Here is a 19,107-nt window from a genome sequence, read left to right as displayed (position 1 = left end):
CCTATCCAGTCGTATTCTGGTCCGCATGACCATGTCCCTGCCCGCCCTCGCCGACCAGCTGCGCTCCGGCGAACGCTCGGCGGTGGACGCGGTGGAGGAGCTCGCCGCGCGGGTCCGGCCCGGAGACGGTTTCTCCCACCTGGCGTTGGAGCAGGCACACGACGCCGCCGGGCGCCTCGACCGCCGGCTCAACCGCGGGCGTCTCCATGGGCTGCTTCTGCCGGTCAAGGACCTGGCGAACGTCGCGGGCATGCCCACCACCTTCGGTTCCGCGCACCGCACCCGCCGCGCGGAGACCACCGACCCCCTGCCCGCGGCGCTTCTCGACGCCGGCGCCATCATCCCCGGCAAGTCCCACACCGCGGAGCTGGGCCTCATGATCTACACCGAACCCCCGGGCCTCGACGCCCCCGCCAACCCCCTCTGGCCGGGGCGCACCCCCGCCGGGTCCTCCGGTGGTGCGGCCGCGCTCGTCGCCCGCGGCCTCGTGCCTGCCGCGCACGCCTCCGACGGCGGCGGTTCCATCCGCGTGCCGGCCGCCGCCTGCGGCGTCGTCGGGTTCAAACCCTCCGCCCCACGCCTGGCCGCGCAGGGCTTCATCACCCGTTCGCTTATCGACGCCGCCTTCCTCCTCCACATCACCCCAGTTGCGGGCCGCCGCCGCATCGGCGTGCTCACCCGGCCGTTGTTCGCGGGTGCCACCGTGGAGGAGGCGCACCTGCGCGGTGTGGCCGAGGCCGCCGAGCGCCTCCGCGCGACCGGCCACGACGTGGTCGAGGTCCATCCCTACCCGGACACCGAGATCACCTTCGAGGCCTTCCGGACCATCTTCACCGCCAAGCTCGCCGGGTTGCCCGGCCCCGCCGAGGGGCTCGTCGCCTGGCTGCGGGCGCACGGCCGTGCCGTCACCCGCACCCGCCTGGACCAGGCGAATCGCCACGCCGACCACCTCGGCCGCCACCTCGCCGAATACTGGGACGTCGATGCCCTGCTCACCCCCATGACCACCACCGATCCCCCACCGCTCGGGTACTTCGCCGCCCTCGACCCGGAGGACAACTTCCGCGAGCAGACCCGCTGGTCTCCGTGGGGAACCCTGTTCAACATGACAGGTTCCGCGGCCGTGTCCGTGCCGTGGGAGCTGCCCGGACGCCCGCCCGTCGGCGTGCACCTCGGCGCGGTGCGATTGAGCGACGCCGAACTCCTCGGCCTCGCCCGGGAGCTGCACCCGTGACCCGCCAACGCCTGTGGACCGAGATCCTCATCGTCCTCGCCGTCAGCTTCGGCATCTCCGGGCTGCGCGGTCTGCTGCGGGTGACGGACGCGCTTCTCGACGCCCGCCCCCTCAACGAGCAGCAGGTCACCCTCCACCAGTCCCTGTCCAACGCCCCGTGGATCGACCTCGGCCTGCAGCTGGCGTCGGCAGGCACGCTCTTCGCCTACGGCGCCCTGGCGCTGTACCTGCTCGCCGGGCAGTTCCCCCGCCCGCGCTGGTCGGACATCGGCTGGGGCGCGGGACTGGCCGCGATCATCGGCATCCCCGGCCTCGCCTTCTACGCCACCGCCCTGCACCTGGGACTGACCCGCGAGGTCGTGCCCACCGCACTCACCCACCCGTGGACCGAGGTGCCCGTCCTGCTCACGTGGTCCTTCGCCAACGCCTGGGGCGAGGAGATCGTCGTCGTGATGTACCTGCTCACCCGCCTCCGGCAACTCGGATGGGGCCTGGCGGGGGCGCTCGCCTTCTCCAGCATGCTCCGCAGCTCCTACCACCTCTACCAGGGCGTGTCCGCGGGCGTCGGCAACATCCTCATGGGCATGCTCTACGGCTGGTTCTACTGGCGTACCGGCCGCGTGTGGCCGCTCATCATCGCGCACTTCCTCATCGACGCCGTCGCCTTCGTCGGCTACGCCGCCCTCGGTGGGAATCTCCCGTGGCTGGGGATCGGGCACTAGTCTTATCCCCATGCATGAACGTGACCCCCGGCGGCGGCAGGACCCGCCCCGCCGCCAGCCCGGCCGTTCCGCCGACCCCCGCGACTCCGGAGACCACGTCCTCGGCCGCGACGGCAAACCTCTGGTCGACCGCTTCGGTCGGCCGGTACGTCGGCGTCCGCAGCAGCGGCCTCCCCGGCGGGAGGCGCAGCGACCGCCGCGTCGAGAAGCGGCACCGCAGCAGTACATGCCGCCTCGGCGGGAGGAGCCGCAGTACCGCCCTGCGCCGGCGAGCTACCGGCCACCGGAGCCGCCCCGCCGGCAGGCCCCCCGCCAGCGGAAGAGGCGCTCCTTCGGGCCGCTGAAGATCCTCGGCGCGCTGGTCGCGATCGTCGTGGTGCTGGCGCTGTCGATGATGCTGTGGGCGGACGCCCAGCTCAACCGCGTCGAGGCGATGCCGGAGCAGCGGGTGGCCAACACGGCGGGTACGAACTGGCTGCTCGTCGGTTCGGATTCACGCGTGGGCCTGAGCGATGAGGAGGCTGCCCGCCTGGGCACGGGCGGTGACGTCGGCGTCGGACGCACCGACACCATCATGCTGCTGCACATCCCCACCGTCGGTGAGGCCCGTCTGGTGTCGCTGCCGCGTGACTCGTACGTCACGATCCCGGGTTACGGCGACGACAAGATCAACGCCGCGTTCACGTACGGCGGCCCGCAGCTGCTCACGGCGACCGTCGAGAATGCGACCGGCCTGCGCATCGACCACTACGCCGAGATCGGCATGGGCGGGCTGGCCAACGTCGTCGACGCCATCGGCGGCGTCGAGCTGTGCCCTACCGAACCCATCAACGACCCGCTCGCCAACCTGGACATCCAGGCCGGCTGCCAGAAGATGGACGGCGCCACCTCCCTCGGGTACGTGCGCACCCGCGCCACCCCGATGGGGGATCTCGACCGTGTCGACCGCCAGCGCGAGTTCTTCGCCGCGCTCATGGACGAGGCCACCGCCCCCAACACCCTGCTCAACCCGCTGGAGTTCTTCCCGCTGGTGACCAACACGGCGAACTCCTTCACCGTGGGCAAGGGCGATCACGTGTGGAACCTGGCCCGCGTCGGCCTGGCCATGCGCGGTGGCGTGCAGACCGAGACCGTGCCCGTCGGCGGGTTCGCGGACTACGCCGTGGGCAACGTCGTGCTGTGGGATCTCGAGGGCGCGCAGGCGCTGTGGAACTCGATGCGCTGACCTGCGAAAAGCCGGAAGGAGTGCGCAGCTGCGCACTCCTTCCACCGTCTGACCTGCGGCGATCCTAGCGGATGGTCACCTGGCGGGACTTGATGTTCTGCAGCTGCTTGCGCTCGTCGGCGCTGAGCTGTGCATCGTTGGACACCTCGGCGGCGACGGCCTCGGCCACGCGGTCGAGTTCCGCGCCGTAGGAGTCGTGGGAGACGCCCGGGTCAAGGTCGAAGACCGGGACGATGATGCCGTGGGTGCGGAACACACCGGCGAACTTCGTGCCCTCACCGAGGTTGAGCTCGCCACGGGCGGCGACGCGGGCCAGGGCATTGAGGAGACCGTCCTCGTTGTCGTCGGGGCGGACCCAGCGGATGTGGGCCTTGCCGCCACCGGGGTTGACCCACCAGACGGCGCCGGGGATCTCGGTGTCGACGCGGTGGGACTCCACGACGGCGTCGTTGGCCTGCTGCAGGGCCTGCGCGGTGACCGGGTCGAGCTGGGTGCCCTCCGGCATCCACCAGTTGAAGTCCTGGTACTCGGTGATCTCCGGCTCGGTGTCGGCGGAGAGCAGCTCGCTCAGGGCCGGCTGGGAACCGTCGGCGACACCCTGCTCGAGCGTGGCGCCGGCGGCGGCGTCACGGACCCAGGCGAGGGCGTAGGCCAGGTCGCGGCCCGGGTTCTGGGAGGGGATGCGGGTCTGCAGGGCCACGAAGGCCTCGTTGCCGTTCTCGCGGACCAGGGCTGCGGCGCCGCCGGGCAGGACGGTGGCGATATGGACGTCGCGGTCGGTGCCGGCGACGGCCACCTTCGCGGTGGCGGCGGGGACGAACTCCTGCAGAGCGATGAGGTCGGCCTCACCGCCGATGCCGGCGTAGGGGCGGACGTCCTTCTCCAGGGCGGCGCGCTCGGCGGCGCGGGCGGCGAGCTTCGCCTGTCGACGGCTCATGCCCTCGGGCAGGTTCTCGTTCTTCTTGTTCTTCTTGGCCATGGGTCAAAGATACCCTCAGCGGTGCTGCCCAGAGGCATATCACCCCAGGCATGGGCCGAGTGGAGCACGCCTCTGTCGCGACCGCTCCTCGACCTACACGTGCCGTGATATCCCTACCGTGATATGCCTCAGCGGCCCAGCACCTCGAGCGCCAGCGACACCTCGTCGGTGGCCATGAGGTCGACACCGTTGTCCCGCGCCCAGAGCATGTCCTCCGGTTCGTTGACGGTCCACATGTAGGTGGGCAGGCCGTGCTTGCCGATGAGGTCCGGCCGCCGCTTCGCCCGCCACAGCGACAGCCCCAGCCCGGTCGGCTGGCCGGGGTGCGCGTCGATGGGGTTGGCCCAGCGTTCGTACTTGCGGCGCAGGTGGAAACGGTCGACCTGCGGCGCGAGGCGCTTCATGCGCACCACGGCGGCGGCGGAGAAGGTGATGAGGTGGATGCGCTCGTCGTCGAGCATGCCGGCGTGCTGCAGCACGCGGACCACCTGCTCCTCGACCATCGGGCCGTAGCGGGAGGGGTGCTTCGTCTCGATGTAGAGGTGCTTGTCCGTCGGCCTGATCATCTCCAGCAGCTCGTGCAGGGTGAGCACGGACTGCGGCATCTCCTCGGTGCCGAAGTTGAACTCGCGCAACGCATCCAGCGTCATGCGGGACACGCGCCCGCGGCCGTCGGCGACGCGGTCGATGATCGGGTCGTGCACGACCACCATCTCACCGTCACGGGACAGGCGGACGTCGCATTCGACGCCGTGGATCGGCATCTCGAGGGCACGATCGAAGGCGACCTCGGTCAGTTCGGGGTACTTCGCGGAGTAACCGCGGTGGGCAATGATCTCCATCTATCCATTCTCAGGCATCCAGCTGCCGATCTGCCGCAGCATCTGCCGATTCTTCCGCTGGGAGCGGCCCAGCTTGGTGGACAACGTGTGCAGGATGCGGATCGCGTCGGTGATGTGCGGTCCCTTGTTGAGCATGACGGCCTCCGAGCGCAGGGCGTAGGCGGCGTCGGTGATCTCGGCGCGGGTGGGCAGGCCGGACTTCGCCAGGCTCTCGAGCACCTGCGTGGCCATGACGACGGGCACGTGGGCGGCCTCCGCCATCTGGGCGATGAGGCGCGGGACCTCGGCCATGCGGTCAAATCCGAGCTCGACGGCCAGGTCGCCGCGGGCGATCATGATGCCCAGGTTGGGGTGGCGCATGCCGGCGAGCAGCACCTGGCAGAGGTTCTCGTAGGCGGGGATCGTCTCGATCTTCAGCACGATGCCGAGCTGTCGCACGCGCTCCGGGTTGTCGGACTCCTGCGCGATCTGCTCGAGGGTGTCGAGGACGAAGGCGACGTCGTCGGTGTCGCGGATGAAGGAGACGTTGGCGATGTCACCGTGCTCCGCCACGAAGCGGAACGCCTCGATGTCCTCCTCGGTGAGGCTGGGCAGCGGCAGGACGGTCTCCGGCAGGTTGATGCCCTTGTAGGCGGCGAGGTTGGTGCCGTTCGGGCCGGCGTAGTCGATGGTCAGTTCCACCTCGGTGTGCTCACCGTCGGCCCGCTTGTCGACGGCGCGCCCGGCGATCGACCCGTCGTCGAAAAGCACGCGCTGACCGACCTCGATGGCGCGCACCGCCTCGGGCAGGGTGCAACTGATGCGCGGGGTTCGGCCCGGCTCCGGGTGGGCCGGGGTCTGGTCGTCGGTGAGGATGAGGGTGTCTCCGACGTGGAGGCGCAGCTTCTGCTCGGTGGCGGGCACCCCGGAGACGCGGGACTTGGTGTAGTCGCACTGCAGCAGCGTGGAGTTGGTGATGTAGGCGTTCTGCTGGCCCTCGGCGAGCACGCCGCCGTTCTCGAGGCGGGTGACGGTGAACTTGCGCTTGGAGTCGCGGTTGTCCCACAGGTCGATGACGTCGCCTTCGGCGAGGCCCTCGAGCCACGGGCGGTCGACGCGCAGCGGCAGCGTGGGGCGGCCGGGCAGGTCGGCGGGCACCGGCGGGTGCTCGCCCTCGGGAAGATCGTTGGCGGTGAGCCAGATCTTCGACGGGGTGAGCACAAGGCCGGTCTCGTTGCGGGTGACGCGGGCGCGGCCCACCTCGGGGCCGGGGGCGATCTGCCCGGTGCGCACCTTCGGGCCGGCGAGGTCCATGGCGACCTTGATCTCCCGGCCGGCCTCGCGGGCGGCGGTGTGGACGTGGTCGATCATGCGCTTCCACACGTCCGGGCCGTCGTGGGCGCAGTTGATGCGGGCCAGCTCCATGCCGGCGTCGACGAAACCACGGACCAGGTCGAGGTCGTCCCCGGCCTCGGTGGGCAGGGTGACCATGATGCGGGAGTGCGTCTCGTCGGAGGAGTAGCCGAAGAGGTCGGTGGCGTGGTCCTCGAGGATGTCGTCCGCCAGGGCGAAGGCGTCGCGGACCTCGACGTCGGTGTACTTCAGCGGCTCGCCGTTGTAGGCGGAGAGCACGTTGCGGGCCGCCTGGAGGCGGGCCAGGACGGCGGGCTCGGCCGTCGACAGGCGGGTGGCGCCGATGGACGCCAGGCCGCCCTGCACCGAGCGGATGTCGTGCTGGCGCAGCTCCGCGTAGTGGACGAGGTTGACCGCGCCGTCCCGGTGGTTCTCGGCGACGCGGGAAATGGCCTCCGACGCCCGCGACTCCTCCGCCCGGACGGCGTCGATGAGTCCGTCGACCTCGGTGATCAGTTCCTGCAGCCTGGCTTCCACGGCTGTCCCTCCGTACGCGCTGGACACAATGTTTGGTACCCCACATTGTGCCTGCCTCCGGGAGGTTCGGCATCTCGAGTCACTCCGCCGGGAAGAACTCCTCCTTGATGGCGCGGAGGGTGGCGGCGGAGTGGGTGAAGAGCTCCTGCTCGTGCTCGTTGAGCTGGAGCTCGACGGCGCGGGCGATGCCGGCACGGTTGATGATGGCCGGGGTGCCGATGTAGATGTCGTGCTCCCCGTACTCCCCGTCCAGGTAGGCGGACACCGGCAGGGCGACGTCCTGGTTCTGGATGATCGCCTTGGTGATGCGCGCCAGACCCATGCCGATGCCGTAGGAGGTGGAGCCCTTGGCGTCGATGATCTCGTAGGCGGCGTCGCGGGTCTCCCGGAAGATGCGCTCGATGTTCTCGGCGAAACCCGGCTCCTGCTCGACGCGGGAGTTCATCGTCACGCCGGCAATGGTGGCGGAGGAGACGACCGGCAGTTCGGTGTCGCCGTGCTCGCCGATGATGTAGGCGTGGATGGAGGTCGGGGAGGTCCGGGAGAGTTCGCCCAGCATGAAGCGGTAGCGGGCGGAGTCGAGGACGGTGCCGGAGCCGATGACCTGGCGGTGGTCCAGGCCGGAGTAGCGCCACACGCCGTAGGTGAGGATGTCCACCGGGTTGGTGGCCACGAGGAAAATGCCGTCGAAGCCGTTGCCCATGACCTCGTCGGTGATGGACTTCATGATCCTCATGTTCTTGTCGACCAGCTGCAGGCGGGTCTCGCCGGGCTTCTGGGCGGCGCCGGCGCAGATGACGACGATGGCCGCGTCCCGGCAGTCCTCGTAGGTGCCTTCGGTGACGCGGGTGCGGGAACTGGACCACACCACGCCGTGGTTGAGGTCCATGACGTTGCCGCGGAGCTTCTTCTTGTCGATGTCGATGATGGCGAGGTGGTCGACGGTGCCCTGGTTGACCAGCGCGTAGGCGTAGGCCACGCCCACGTCTCCGGCTCCGATGAGAACGACTTTGTTTCCGACTGCTGTGCGCATGGGGTCTCCGTGCTTCCGATTGTGTCTGGATGGGGCGTCTGGGTACGGACTACTTCTATTATTGCCTTTTCCGATCGGGCATGCAGTGTGTACTGCACCACGGCCGGATCTCTGCCAGAATCAGCGGTCATGAGGGTCTTCCGTCGCCGGGTGCTCACCGCCGCCGCCCCGGTCGCCGTCGCCGCACTCAAGGGCGTGGCGTTCGGTCTCGAGGTGCTCAACGACCTCACCCCGGGCTTCCGCATGACCCGCCGCCGCCGACTGCCCGCCGCACTCGGCGCCGGTGTGCTGGGCGCGGAGATCGCCACGTGGTGGGCCATCTCCCCCTCCCTTCTGCCGCGGCCGTGGTGGGTGACCGCCGCGAACGTCGCCATCGTCCAGGGCGTCGGACACCTCGCGGGCACGGCCCTGGCCTATCCGATGCGCCGCCGCTGGTCACCGCGCGCCTGGTTCTGGGCCGGCGCGGGCCACACCGTCATGGCGGGGATCACGGTCGGCGCGGCCGCCGCCAGTCTGCGCCGCCAGAAGCAGCAGGCCCGGCTGGTGCGCGTCGCCAAGCGCGGCCGCAAGCACGCGCTCGTCGGCGGGCTGGTGGGCACCGCCGGGTACGGCACTCTCCTGTTACTCGGCGACGCCGCCCAGGTCTCCGTCGACCGCCTCGGTGCCCGGTTGTCACGCTGGATGCCGCTGTGGGTGGCGTGGCCGCTGGCCGCGGGCGGGCTGACGTGGCTCGTACTGGTCCTCAGCGACAAGGTGCTCATGCGGCGGGTCCTCACCCGCATCTCCCGGCACGCCTTCGAGCTCAACACGTCGGTGTTCCCCGGGTCGATGATGCCGTGGGAGCCCGAGCGTTCGGGGTCGCCGTGGTCGCTGGAACCCTGGTCGGCGGTGGGATCACAGGGCCGCGCGGTGCTGTCCCTGGGGCCGCGGGCCCGCGACATCGCCGAGGCCACCGGCCTGAACGAGGTACGTGAGCCGATCCGCCTCTACGCCGGGCTCATCCCCGGGCGGTCCGTGGAGGGTGCCGCCCGGCTGCTGCTGGCGGAGATGGACCGGACCGGTGCGTTTCGACGCGACACCATCGTCGTCCAGACCACCGCCGGCACCGGCTGGGTCACGGACTGGTCCGTCGGCGCCGTCGAGTTCCTCACCGGCGGCAACTGCGCCACCCTCGCCATGCAGTACTCCTACCTGCCCTCCCCCTTCGCCTTCGTCGTCGACCGCGAGACCCCCGTCCGCGCCGCCCGCGCGCTCATCTCGGCGGTGCTCTCCCGCCTCGAGCAGATGGACCCCGACGACCGGCCACGGTTCTACGTCGCCGGCGAATCCCTCGGGGCCTACGGCACCGCCGCCGCCTTCGATGACCTCGAGGACCTCCTCGCGCGTACCGACGGTGCCCTCCTCTCCGGCGCTCCCCGCTTCACCCGCCTCATCCGCACGCTGTCCGATTCCCGAGACCCCGGATCCCCGGAACGCCTGCCGACCATCGACGGTGGGCGGCACGTCCGCTTCGCCGCCACCCCGCTCCACCTGCGGCAGAACCACCTGGGGATGCCCTACCGCCACCCGTGGTCCCACCCCAGGGTGGTCATCGCCCAACATGCCTCGGACCCCATCGTCTGGTGGTCCCGCGACCTGGTGTGGCGGCAACCGGACTGGCTCACCGAACCCGGCTCACGCGGCGTCCCCGCCCCGCGGCCGCAGCGGCTCGACGTCTTCCACGGCATGCGCTGGGTGCCGTTCGTCTCCGGGTGGCAGGTGGGCCTCGACCAGCTCAACTCCCTCGCCGTGCCCGGCGGCCACGGGCACAACTACCACGCGGAGATGCTCTGGTACTGGGACGCGGTCCTCGGCGAGCACGCGGCGGTACGCATGAACCACGACCTGGAACGCCGCGCCACCGCCTTCATCCGCGACGACGCGATCAAGAGGTGACCAGCGCGCCGTCGTAACGCATCCGCGGGCCGGCGACGACGGGCGAGCCGGCGACGGTGACGTCGAGGACGCGCTGCCACGACATCTCCACGCCCGCGGGGCGGACGGTGAGCAGTGCGTAACCGTGGGCGTCGAGGTCGACGTGGCTGATGTGCCGGTTGTGGGCCAGGACGTGGCGTTCGGCGGTCTGCGAGACGGGGTTGTCCTCCGCGGCGCCGAGGAACTCGTCGACGTTGGCGGCAGTGATGGAGGAGCACACCAGCTCCGCCGCGACGATCCGGTCGCCGTGCCAGATGTGATTCGCCCACTCGGAGTGGATGTCCCCGGTGAGGAACACGGTGCGACCGTCCGGGTGCTGCGCGGCGAGCTGGTCGAGCAGGCGGTCGCGGTCGGCGACGTAGCCGTCCCACTGGTCGACGTTGACGGGGGTGCCGGCGACGTCGAGGCCGACCATCTGCATGAGCTGTTGACGCAGGCCCTGGTCGATGTGCACGAGGTTGAGCGGGGCCATCATGACGGAGGTGCCGATGAGGTTCCACGTGGTCGTCGCCGTGGCGAGGCGGCCGGAGAGCCATTCGAACTGCTCGGAGCCCATGATGGTGCGGTCCGGCGCATTGCGGGCGGCGGGCTGGATCATGCCCGGCGCGCTGCGGTAGGAGCGCAGGTCGAGCATGTGCAGCTCGGCGAGGGTGCCGAAGCGCAGCGTGCGGTAAATGTGCCCGCCGCGCGAGGGGGAGGTGCCGCGGACCGGGAGCCACTCGAGGTAGGCCTGCATGGCGGCGTCCTTGCGGGTGGCCCAGTCGCCGTGGAAGGCGGTGTGCCCCTCGGCGCCGCCGGACCAGAAGTCGTTGGCCACCTCGTGGTCGTCCCAGGTGACCACCCAGGGGGCGGCGGCGTGGGCGTCCTGCAGTTCGACGTCCCGGCGGTAGTGGCCGTACCGGGAGCGGTAGTCGGCGAGGGTGCGGATCTCCCAGGTGGGCACGTGCGGGCGGACCACCCCGTACTTCCCGGCGTACTCGCCGGAGGCGTACTCGTAGATGTAGTCGCCCATGTGGACGACGATGTCGATCTCCCCGGCCTCCGCCCGGCGCGCGATGTCCGAGTAGGCGGAGAAGTAGCCCGCCTCGAAGTTGGCGCAGGAACACACCGCCAGCGTGAGCTTCTCGACGCCCGCCCCGTCCGCCGGTGCCGTCCGCGTCCGGCCGGTGCGCGACATCCGCCCCGCGTGCTCCCCGTCGAGGACGGTGAAGCGGTAGTGGTAGACGGTATCCGGCTGTAGGCCGAAGGGGTCGACGTGCACCGTGTGGTCGCGCGCGGCGCCGGCGGTGGCGGTGCCGGCGCGGGCCAGCTGCGTGAACTCCGGGTCGGTGGCGACCTCCCAGCGCACGAGCACGTCGGGCCCGAGGCCGGAACCGGGGACGCACTCGGGGGCGGGCGTCACGCGGGTCCACAGGATGACGGAGTTGGGCACCGGGTCTCCCGAGGCCACGCCGTGCATGAACACGTGGTGCTCGCCGTCGCCGTAGGGGTGGGGGGCGTGGAGCGCGTCGAGGTCGGCGTCCGCGTAGGCCTGGATGTCCGAGGCGCGCACGCGCGCGAGTGAACTCGGGGCGGCCACGGCGGCACCCGCGATGAGGGTGCCCTGCAGCAGGCCCCGTCGCGTGATCCTGCGTTCACCTGGTTGCCTCACGGCGCCTAGTATGTGCCCTGGCCTGCGGATCCGCAGCCCGGGAAGCCAAAAATTCATCCTGGCTTCATAAATGTAAGAGTGTCTTCACATAAGGTGTGATCCATGCAACTCCCCGCCCCTCTGGAGGCCGTCCTCTACGACCTCGACGGCACCCTCGTCGACCACGACCACGCCGCCCGGCTCGGCGTCAACGCCTGGAGTGCCACCCTGGGGCTCACCGGGGACCAGTGGGAGCGGTGGGCGGTCATCGAGCGGAAGTGGTTCACCGCCTTCGAGAACGGCGAGGTCACCCACCTGGGGCAGCGGGTGGAACGCTGCCGCGAGTTCATCGGCCGCCCCGGGCTCAGCGACGAGGAGGCCCTGGCCATGTACGAGGACTACCTCGCCGTCTACCGCTCCAACTGGCAGGCCTACCCCGACGCCCTGCCCTCCCTGCAGGAGGCGCTGGGACGGGGGCTGAAGGTGGGCATCCTCACCAACGGCGCCGAGAAGATGCAGCGCGCCAAGCTCGAGCGCACCGGCCTGTGGCTCGACGAGATGGTCATGTGCGCCACCGTGGAACTCGGCGCCCCGAAGCCGCAGCCGGAGTCCTACCGCGCGGCGCTGGCCAAACTCGGCGTGAGCGCCGACCGGGCGGTGATGATCGGCGATTCACTGGCCAACGACGTCGAGGGGGCGCGGCGGGCCGGCATGCACGCCGTCCACCTCGACCGGACGGGGACGGACGGGGCGTCGATAAGCAGCCTGGACGAGCTGCGCTGGCCCTAGTCCGGCAGGCGGCAGGCCACGCCGGTGGAGTGGTGCGGGCAGTAGCCGTGGGGCACCTTGTGCAGGTACTGCTGGTGCTCGTCCTCCGCGAGGTAGTACTCGCCGGCCGGGGTGTCCGCGAGCGGCAGCACCTCCGTGGTCACCTCACCGAAGCCCTGTTCCTGCAGGTCCGCGGCATACTTGTCGACGATGGCCTGCACCCGCTCCGCCTCCGCCGCCGCATCGGGGCCGGTGGTGTAGAGCGCGGAGCGGTACTGGGTGCCCACGTCGTTGCCCTGCCGCATGCCCTGCGTGGGGTCATGGTTCTCCAGAGCCATGGCGACGAGTGTGTCCAGGGAGACCTTCTCCGGGTCGTAGACGACCTCGACGACCTCGGTGTGGTTGGTCTTCCCCGAGCACACCTCGCGGTAGGTGGGGTTCGGGGTGACGCCGCCGGCGTACCCGGCGGAGGTGCCCTCCACCCCCTCGGTCTCCCAGTACATCTTCTCCACGCCCCAGAAGCAGCCGATGCCCACGATGAGCGAGCGCTGCCCATCCCGCCACGGGCCGGTCAGCGGGGTGCCCAGCACCATGTGCGGCCGGGGGGTCGGCAGGATGGGGGTGTCGCGGCCGGGGAGGGCCTGGTCGGCGGGCACCAGTTCGGGGGTTCGTACAAACATCCAGGACATGTGACCCAGGATACCTGCCGGGAGGCAGGCCCCTCCCACGATGCGCCCCCGCCGCCAATTAGGCAACATTGTTGTTGCCGAATTCGCATTTTCGCCTATCATGGTGGCATCGCGCTTTTCGACGGTACAGTCGATGGCGCAACCCGTTAGCAACAGAAATGAGGACCACCATGGCCGTGTACACCCTTCCGGAGCTCGACTACGCATACGACGCTCTCGAGCCGCACATCTCCGCCGAGATCATGGAGCTGCACCACTCCAAGCACCACGCCACCTACGTCGCCGGCGCCAACGCCGCTCTCGACGCCCTCGAGGAGGAGCGCAACGGCGAGGCCAACCCGGACAAGATCCGCGCCCTGTCCAAGAACCTGGCGTTCAACCTGGGTGGCCACACCAACCACACCATCTTCTGGAAGAACCTGTCCCCCAACGGCGGCGGCGAGCCGACCGGCGAGCTGGCTGAGGCCATCAACCGCGACTTCGGTTCCTTCGAGAAGTTCCAGGCCCACTTCACCGGTGTCGCCATGGGCATCCAGGGCTCCGGCTGGGCCGTCCTCGGCTTCGACCACATCGCCGAGCGCCTCATCATCCAGCAGCTGACCGACCAGCAGGGCAACATCTCCGTGAACTTCACCCCGCTGCTCATGCTGGACATGTGGGAGCACGCCTTCTACCTGCAGTACAAGAACGTCAAGGCCGACTACGTCAAGGCCGTCTGGAACGTCTTCAACTGGGAGGACGTCGCCGCACGTTACGCCGACGCCAAGTAGTCACCGACTGCTTCCCGACGCCGCCGCACCCCCTCGGGGTCGGCGGCGTCTGCCGTGTCACACCCCCATGACGAAGCGGCGGAACTGATCCACCGGCGGCGCCTCCTGCGCCCCGGCCCGCCACACGAGGCCGAGTTCGCGGTGCTGGGGCGGGTCGAGGGGGCGGAGGACGAGCCCCTGCGGGGCGAGGTAGGGGTCGTCGAGGGGCAGCAGCGCCACCCCGAGGCCGGCGGAGACGAGGCCGGCGACGGTGGTCAGCTCCATCGACTCGAAGACGAGCTGCGGGGTGAAGCCCAGTCCGCCGGCGATGCGGTCGAGCAGCATGCGGGTGCCGTAGCCGGGGAGCATGCCGATGAACGCCTCATCCGCGGCCTCGCGCAGGTCGACGGGGCCCTCGACGGCGAGGCGGTGACCCTCGGGGACGGCGAGGGCCAACCGCTGGAGCTCGAGCTGGTGCCAGCCGAGGGTGTCGCCGGCCTCGGCCGGGCGGGGGCCGACGAGGGCGACGTCGGCGGCGTCGGCAAGCACGCGTTCGATGAGCACGCGGGCCGCCCCCTGATGGAGCTGGAAATCGACGCCCGGGTGGAGGGCGCGGTAGTCGCGCAGCAGGTCGGGCACCATCCACGTGCCCAGGGAGTGCATGAAGTCGAGGCGGACCGTGCCGCGTTCGGGGTCCATGAGGCGCGCGACCTTGGCGCCGCCCTCGGCGAGATCACCCAGCGCGGCGCGGGCGTGGGGGAGGTAGGCGCGGCCGCGGGAGTTGAGCGCCAGGCGGCGGCCGACGCGGTCGAAGAGGCTGGCTCCGACGGCCCTCTCCACGCGGCGGATGCGGCGGGTGAGGGTGGGCTGCGGGATCCCCAGGGCCTGGGCGGTCTCGGTGAGGTGCCCGGACTCGGCGACGGCGATGAATCCGCGCAGGTCAACCACGGAAATATCGTTCATGCACAAACTGTATCATTCAGCACTGTTACTGACATTTTACACATGACCCCCGGTAGTGGACGATAGGCGTATGAGCCCAGGCCTGACCCGTACCGACCGCGACTACCGACGCGCCGTCCTCGCCATGCTGGCCGCCGGCCTGGCCACCTTCAACGCTCTCTACGCCACGCAGGCGCTCCTGCCCACACTCGTCGACGACCTCGGCATCACCCCCACCGAGGCCGCCCTCACCGTCTCCGCGACAACGGGCATGCTCGCGGTGTGCATCGTGCCGATGTCCATCCTCTCGGAACGTTTCGGGCGCGGCCGCCTGCTCATCATCTCCGCCCTCACGGCCACCGCCCTCGGCCTGGTCCTGCCGCTCGCCCCCGACGCCACCACCCTCATCCTGCTGCGCGCCCTGCAGGGCATCGCCATCGCGGGCGTGCCGGCGGTGGCGATGACGTGGCTCTCCGAGGAACTCGACCCCGCCCACCTGGGCCGCGCCATGGGCATCTACGTGGCGGGCACCACGGTCGGCGGACTCACCGGCCGCCTCATCCCCGCCGGCCTGCTGGAGATCGTCGACTGGCGCACCTCCCTCATCGCCAGCTCCGCCGTCGCCCTGGCCATGGCGGTCGTCATGACGGTGCTGCTGCCGAAGCAGCGCCGTTTCGAACCGAAGAAGATCGGCCCGCGCTCGGAGATCGCCGCCATGCTCGGCCACCTGGGCAACCCCCGCCTGCTGGGCCTGTTCATCATCGCGTTCGTGGGCATGGGCGTGTTCGTGTCGCTGTACAACTTCTTCGGCTTCCGCATGATCGACCACTTCGGACTGTCCCCGGCCCTGGTCGGTGTGGTGTTCTTCATGTACCTCTCCGGTACGTGGAGCTCGGCCCGCGCCGGCGCGATGACCGACAAGTACGGCCGTGGCAGGGTGCTCATCGCGGGCGCGGCACTCATGCTCGTCGGCCTGCTGGCCACCATGTCGGCCTGGCTGCCCGGCGCGCTCATCGGCCTGTTCCTGTTCACCGCCTCCTTCTTCGCCATGCACTCGACCGCGTCGAGCTGGATCGGGCTGGCGGCCACGAGCCACCGCGCGGAGGCCTCGAGCATGTACCTGTTCTCCTACTACGCGGGCTCCTCGCTGGTGGGTGCGGCGACGGGTGTGGTGTTCGCGTGGACGTCGTGGTCCGGGTTCATCCTCATCCTGACGGCGATCCTGCTGGGCGTGGTCGTCACGGCCGCGGCGCTGGCCCGTGCGGAGCGCCACGCCCCCGCCTGATTTCCCACGGTTTTATCCGTGTCAATAAGGGGTTAAAGTCAGGGGCATGACCTCCCTGCCCTGGCACCGCATCGCCAGCCGCCCGGTGACCGTGTGGATGCTGCTCTTTCTCCTCGCCGGAGCCACCCACACCCTCATCCCCGGGTACCGCTGGGTGCTCATCCACCTGTTCACCCTCGGCGTCGTGGGCAACTCCATCATCCTGTGGTCGCAGACCCTCAGCGGCCGCTTCCTCGGCCGCGAGACCGCCTGGAAACCGCTGGTGGGGCGGCTCGGGGTGTTCAACTTCGGCGTCGTCCTCACCGTCGCCGGGCAGATCGCGGACCTCACGCCACTCACCCACGCGGGCGTCGGCGTCATCTCCGCGGCCCTCGTGTGGCACGCCCTCGCCCTCGGCCGCCTGTGGTGGTCGGCCGCCGGGCACCGTCACCGTCCACTCGTCGCGGGCTACGTCGTCTCCGCACTGTTCCTCCCGGTGGGCGGCGTGCTGGGCGTGCTTCTCGACGACGCCGACTCCCTCCGCACCGCCCATGTCGTGGCCACCCTCCTCGGTTTCGTCGGGATCGCCGCCGCCGCGTCGCTGACCATCCTCTTCCCCGCCATCTGGCGGGTCAACGGCACCATCCCCTTCACCCCGGTCCTCGTCCTGCTCCTCGCGGGCGCCGTCGCGGCACTCGTCCACCCGGCGGGCGTGCTGCTCTACGCCGCCGGCTGGGCCGTGGGCCTGGTGGGCTGGAGCCGTCAGGTGGCCCGCGTCCTCGCCGACCCCCGCGACCGGATCGGCTACGCCTCCGTCTCCGTCCTCGCGGCGGTGCTGTGGCTCACCGGCTCGCTGGTCGCCCTCGGCCTCGGGCACCGCCCGGTCCTCCCGTTGCTCGTCGGTTTCGCCGCCCAGCTGCTGCTCGGCGTCATGAGCCACCAGCTCCCCGCCGCCATGCGCGGCGGCCCGGGGGCGGTGCGTGCGGGCACCCGGGAGATGGAACGCATCGGCCTGTTCCGCGTCACCCTCGTCAACGGCGGGCTCGCCGTGTGGCTGGCCGCCGACTCCTCCTGGCTCAAGGTGGCCGCCTCCGTCCTGTGCCTCGGCGCGCTGGCGCTCTTCCTGCCGCTCATGCGACGCGCCTCCCGCGCGCAGGTGGCGGTGCTGCGGAAGCAGGCCGCGGCCCCGCCGCGCCCCGCCGATCCCCGGCCGGCGTGGAACCAGGTCACCGCGGCCGTCGCGGTGCTGGCCCTGCTGCTCGGCGCCTTCGGCGGACTCGCCGGCCCCGCTGTCCCGTCTTCGACGGTGGCGGGCACCGGCACGGAGCAGGTCACGGAGGTGGAGGTCCGCGCCGTCGGCTACCGCTTCGAACCCGAGGTCATCGAGGTGCCGTCCGGTCACCGCGTCATCGTCCGCCTGCGTAACGACGACCCCGAGCTCGCCCACGATCTCCGGATGGACTCCGGCGTCGACTGCGGTCGCCTCCTGCCCGGCGACAAGGTGGAGCTGGACCTCGGCGTGCTCACCGCGGATCTCGACGGCCGCTGCACCATCGCCGGCCACCACGCCCAGGGCATGGTGTTCGCGGTCCGCGTGGTCTAGAGCTTCTCGACGCCCGGTACCCCCGCCCGCAGCCAGGCCCGCACCGCGGCGGTCGCCCGGCAGTCGTCCTCGTTGTAGCGCAGGAGGCGGCGGCGGGCCTCCCGGGCCGCAGCGTCGGACCCCCGGGAGATGCGGCGGGCGTTGACGGACTCCTCGCCGTCGAAGTCGCCGTCCTCCCACGTGTAGCCGGCCTCCGGGGCGACGACCTTGAGCCCCAGCCCGCCGGGGCCGACCAGCTGCGCGCGGACGAGGCGGAACACGTCGATCCACTCCGGGGAGGAGATGAACTCCCGCACCTCCTCCTCCGTGGGCACGCCCTCCACGCCGGCGAAGCGGCGCGCGCTCATGGTCAGCCAGTGGTTCTCCCCGTGGTTGGACCAGCAGTACGCCGCGAAGCTCTGCCCCGCGGCGTGGGCCGCAGCGCGGCGGCCCATGAGCCACCGCCAGAAACGGGCGAAGTTGGTGGCCTCCGCCTCACCGCCGAGCGGCAGCCACGTGGCGAAGGAGTGGTAGCTCTCCCCGTCGAAGGCACCCCACAGGTAGGCGCCCTGGTCGAGGTAGGCCTCCATGTCCACGTCGATCTCCACGTCGGCCCGCGGGGCGCTCACCTCGTCGACCTTCCTGAGCAGCACGACCCCGTCGCGCCAGGCGGCGGCCAGACGGCTGGGCTCGCCGAGGTCCGCCTCGATGAGCGCGGACACCGTCGTGATGCCCTCCTCCCGCCACTTCCGCGCGCGGTCACCCGCCAGGTAGAGGGAGATGTCGTCGGCGTCGACAAGCTCCTTCTCGCACAAAGGCCAGAAGCGGCACGAGGCGCACTCCTTCACCCGGCGCGGGAAGGTCGGCAGTTCCTGCTCGAGGGCGGCCTGCAGGGCCGGTTGGAGCGGCCCGGTCGGGGCGAGGAAGGCACGGGAACGGTCCTGCCCGACCGCTCCACCCACCCCGGAGTCCACCCCGATGTCGGCCAGCGCGCGGGCGGCCAGGGCCAGGCGGTAGCCGTCGGCGACGTGATGGCGCAGGCGGAAGGGGCCGGGCACCGGCCCGCCCAACCCGAGGCGGGCGGTGGCGATGACCGGGGTGGTGACGCGGTCGTCGGCACGCGCGACCCGGTGGTTGCTGATGATCACCGGCAGATACGTCCCGTCCGGACGCCGCACGAGCAGGTCGACGTCCACCCGCCAGTCCACCCCGACGGAACGCCCGGTGAACACCGCACCGGTGATGAGGTTCGCCTCCGACGCCAACGCCTCCAGCGTCGCCATCTCTGCCGGGAAGGGATCGGTGTCGTGGGGGACGGGCGGGACGTCGACACGCACGAAGCGCTGCCGGTCGCCGCGGGCGGGGCGGGCGGGGAGCAGCGCGTGCACGGCGTCGCGGGCGGCGGCGACGCGCTCCAGTCGCATGCGGGCGGCGCGGGTGCGCGGCACCTCCGGATGCACGAACCGCTGGACCTGCCGGTAGCGGCAGCCCACCAGATCAGCGGCGCTCACGTACTGGGCATTCACAATGGCGTGAGCATAACCCACCATGACAGGTAATGTTGAACCCGACCACTGACTTACGATGAATACTGAGGCTGATCCA

General features: G+C 70.7%; 16 protein-coding genes. 8 read left to right on the top strand and 8 right to left on the bottom strand.

Annotated features, from left to right (window positions below):
* Positions 1–31 precede the first annotated feature (31 nt).
* From B9Y70_RS05145 to B9Y70_RS05135, 3 genes are read left to right on the top strand one after another with little or no spacing between them, the layout of a single operon-like run.
* Positions 32–1,234: an amidase gene (locus B9Y70_RS05145; RefSeq protein WP_085549381.1), complete on the top strand. Its 1,203-nt coding sequence runs from the start codon at positions 32–34 to the stop codon at positions 1,232–1,234.
* Positions 1,231–1,956 carry a CPBP family intramembrane glutamic endopeptidase gene (locus tag B9Y70_RS05140; protein WP_085549194.1) on the top strand — a complete coding sequence of 242 codons (726 nt, stop codon included), beginning with the start codon at positions 1,231–1,233 and terminating at the stop codon, positions 1,954–1,956. The genes B9Y70_RS05145 and B9Y70_RS05140 overlap by 4 nt, the downstream gene beginning before the upstream one ends.
* A gap of 10 nt (positions 1,957–1,966) precedes the next feature.
* Complete coding sequence (locus tag B9Y70_RS05135) at positions 1,967–3,181, top strand: LCP family protein (RefSeq protein ID WP_085549193.1); 1,215 nt, start codon at positions 1,967–1,969, stop codon at positions 3,179–3,181.
* A 64-nt stretch (positions 3,182–3,245) separates the two neighbouring features.
* On the opposite strand, the gene B9Y70_RS05130 is transcribed toward B9Y70_RS05135, so the two are convergent.
* From B9Y70_RS05130 to B9Y70_RS05115, 4 genes are all read right to left on the bottom strand, one after another.
* The gene (locus B9Y70_RS05130; protein WP_085549192.1) at positions 3,246–4,160 is read right to left on the bottom strand and encodes a DUF5926 family protein; all 915 of its coding nucleotides are present in this window, start codon (positions 4,158–4,160) and stop codon (positions 3,246–3,248) included.
* 128 nt (positions 4,161–4,288) lie between these two features.
* Positions 4,289–5,002, bottom strand: coding sequence for a glycerophosphodiester phosphodiesterase (locus tag B9Y70_RS05125; protein ID WP_085549191.1), 714 nt, complete (start codon positions 5,000–5,002; stop codon positions 4,289–4,291).
* Positions 5,003–6,871: a pyruvate kinase gene (locus tag B9Y70_RS05120; RefSeq protein ID WP_143337531.1), complete on the bottom strand. Its 1,869-nt coding sequence runs from the start codon at positions 6,869–6,871 to the stop codon at positions 5,003–5,005. It lies immediately after the preceding gene.
* 79 nt (positions 6,872–6,950) lie between these two features.
* Complete coding sequence (locus B9Y70_RS05115; protein ID WP_085549190.1) at positions 6,951–7,904, bottom strand: L-lactate dehydrogenase; 954 nt, start codon at positions 7,902–7,904, stop codon at positions 6,951–6,953.
* Between the two features lie 129 nt (positions 7,905–8,033).
* Between B9Y70_RS05115 and B9Y70_RS05110 the strand changes: the two genes are divergently transcribed.
* The gene (locus tag B9Y70_RS05110; protein WP_085549189.1) at positions 8,034–9,839 is read left to right on the top strand and encodes an alpha/beta-hydrolase family protein; all 1,806 of its coding nucleotides are present in this window, start codon (positions 8,034–8,036) and stop codon (positions 9,837–9,839) included.
* Here B9Y70_RS05110 and B9Y70_RS05105 read toward each other — a convergent pair.
* Positions 9,829–11,529 carry an alkaline phosphatase D family protein gene (locus B9Y70_RS05105; protein WP_240309145.1) on the bottom strand — a complete coding sequence of 567 codons (1,701 nt, stop codon included), beginning with the start codon at positions 11,527–11,529 and terminating at the stop codon, positions 9,829–9,831. The genes B9Y70_RS05110 and B9Y70_RS05105 overlap by 11 nt on opposite strands.
* 102 nt (positions 11,530–11,631) lie before the next feature.
* On the opposite strand from B9Y70_RS05105, the gene B9Y70_RS05100 reads away from it, so the two are divergent.
* A complete protein-coding gene (locus B9Y70_RS05100; protein ID WP_085549187.1) occupies positions 11,632–12,297 on the top strand; it encodes an HAD family hydrolase in 666 nt (221 codons plus the stop codon).
* On the opposite strand, the gene msrA is transcribed toward B9Y70_RS05100, so the two are convergent.
* Entirely contained in the window at positions 12,294–12,965 is a 672-nt protein-coding gene (gene msrA / locus B9Y70_RS05095) for a peptide-methionine (S)-S-oxide reductase MsrA (RefSeq protein ID WP_085549186.1), read from the bottom strand. The two genes, B9Y70_RS05100 and msrA, sit on opposite strands and share 4 nt — an antisense overlap.
* 170 nt (positions 12,966–13,135) lie before the next feature.
* On the opposite strand from msrA, the gene B9Y70_RS05090 reads away from it, so the two are divergent.
* The gene (locus B9Y70_RS05090) at positions 13,136–13,735 is read left to right on the top strand and encodes a superoxide dismutase (protein WP_085549185.1); all 600 of its coding nucleotides are present in this window, start codon (positions 13,136–13,138) and stop codon (positions 13,733–13,735) included.
* Between the two features lie 57 nt (positions 13,736–13,792).
* Here the strand turns inward: B9Y70_RS05090 and B9Y70_RS05085 are convergent, their stop codons facing one another.
* A complete protein-coding gene (locus B9Y70_RS05085; protein WP_085549184.1) occupies positions 13,793–14,677 on the bottom strand; it encodes a LysR family transcriptional regulator in 885 nt (294 codons plus the stop codon).
* Positions 14,678–14,747: 70 nt separating this feature from the next.
* On the opposite strand from B9Y70_RS05085, the gene B9Y70_RS05080 reads away from it, so the two are divergent.
* Both B9Y70_RS05080 and B9Y70_RS05075 read left to right on the top strand, forming a co-directional pair.
* Complete coding sequence (locus tag B9Y70_RS05080; protein WP_240309144.1) at positions 14,748–15,941, top strand: MFS transporter; 1,194 nt, start codon at positions 14,748–14,750, stop codon at positions 15,939–15,941.
* A 46-nt stretch (positions 15,942–15,987) separates the two neighbouring features.
* Entirely contained in the window at positions 15,988–17,523 is a 1,536-nt protein-coding gene (locus B9Y70_RS05075) for a cupredoxin domain-containing protein (RefSeq protein WP_085549183.1), read from the top strand.
* Here the strand turns inward: B9Y70_RS05075 and B9Y70_RS05070 are convergent.
* A complete protein-coding gene (locus B9Y70_RS05070; RefSeq protein WP_085549182.1) occupies positions 17,520–19,052 on the bottom strand; it encodes a TM0106 family RecB-like putative nuclease in 1,533 nt (510 codons plus the stop codon). The genes B9Y70_RS05075 and B9Y70_RS05070 overlap by 4 nt on opposite strands.
* Positions 19,053–19,107 lie beyond the last annotated feature (55 nt).

Source organism: Corynebacterium pollutisoli (genome assembly GCF_900177745.1).
GTDB lineage: Bacteria > Actinomycetota > Actinomycetes > Mycobacteriales > Mycobacteriaceae > Corynebacterium > Corynebacterium pollutisoli.
Note: the sequence above shows the minus strand (reverse complement) of the source record. Positions and strands in the feature narration are given on the sequence as shown.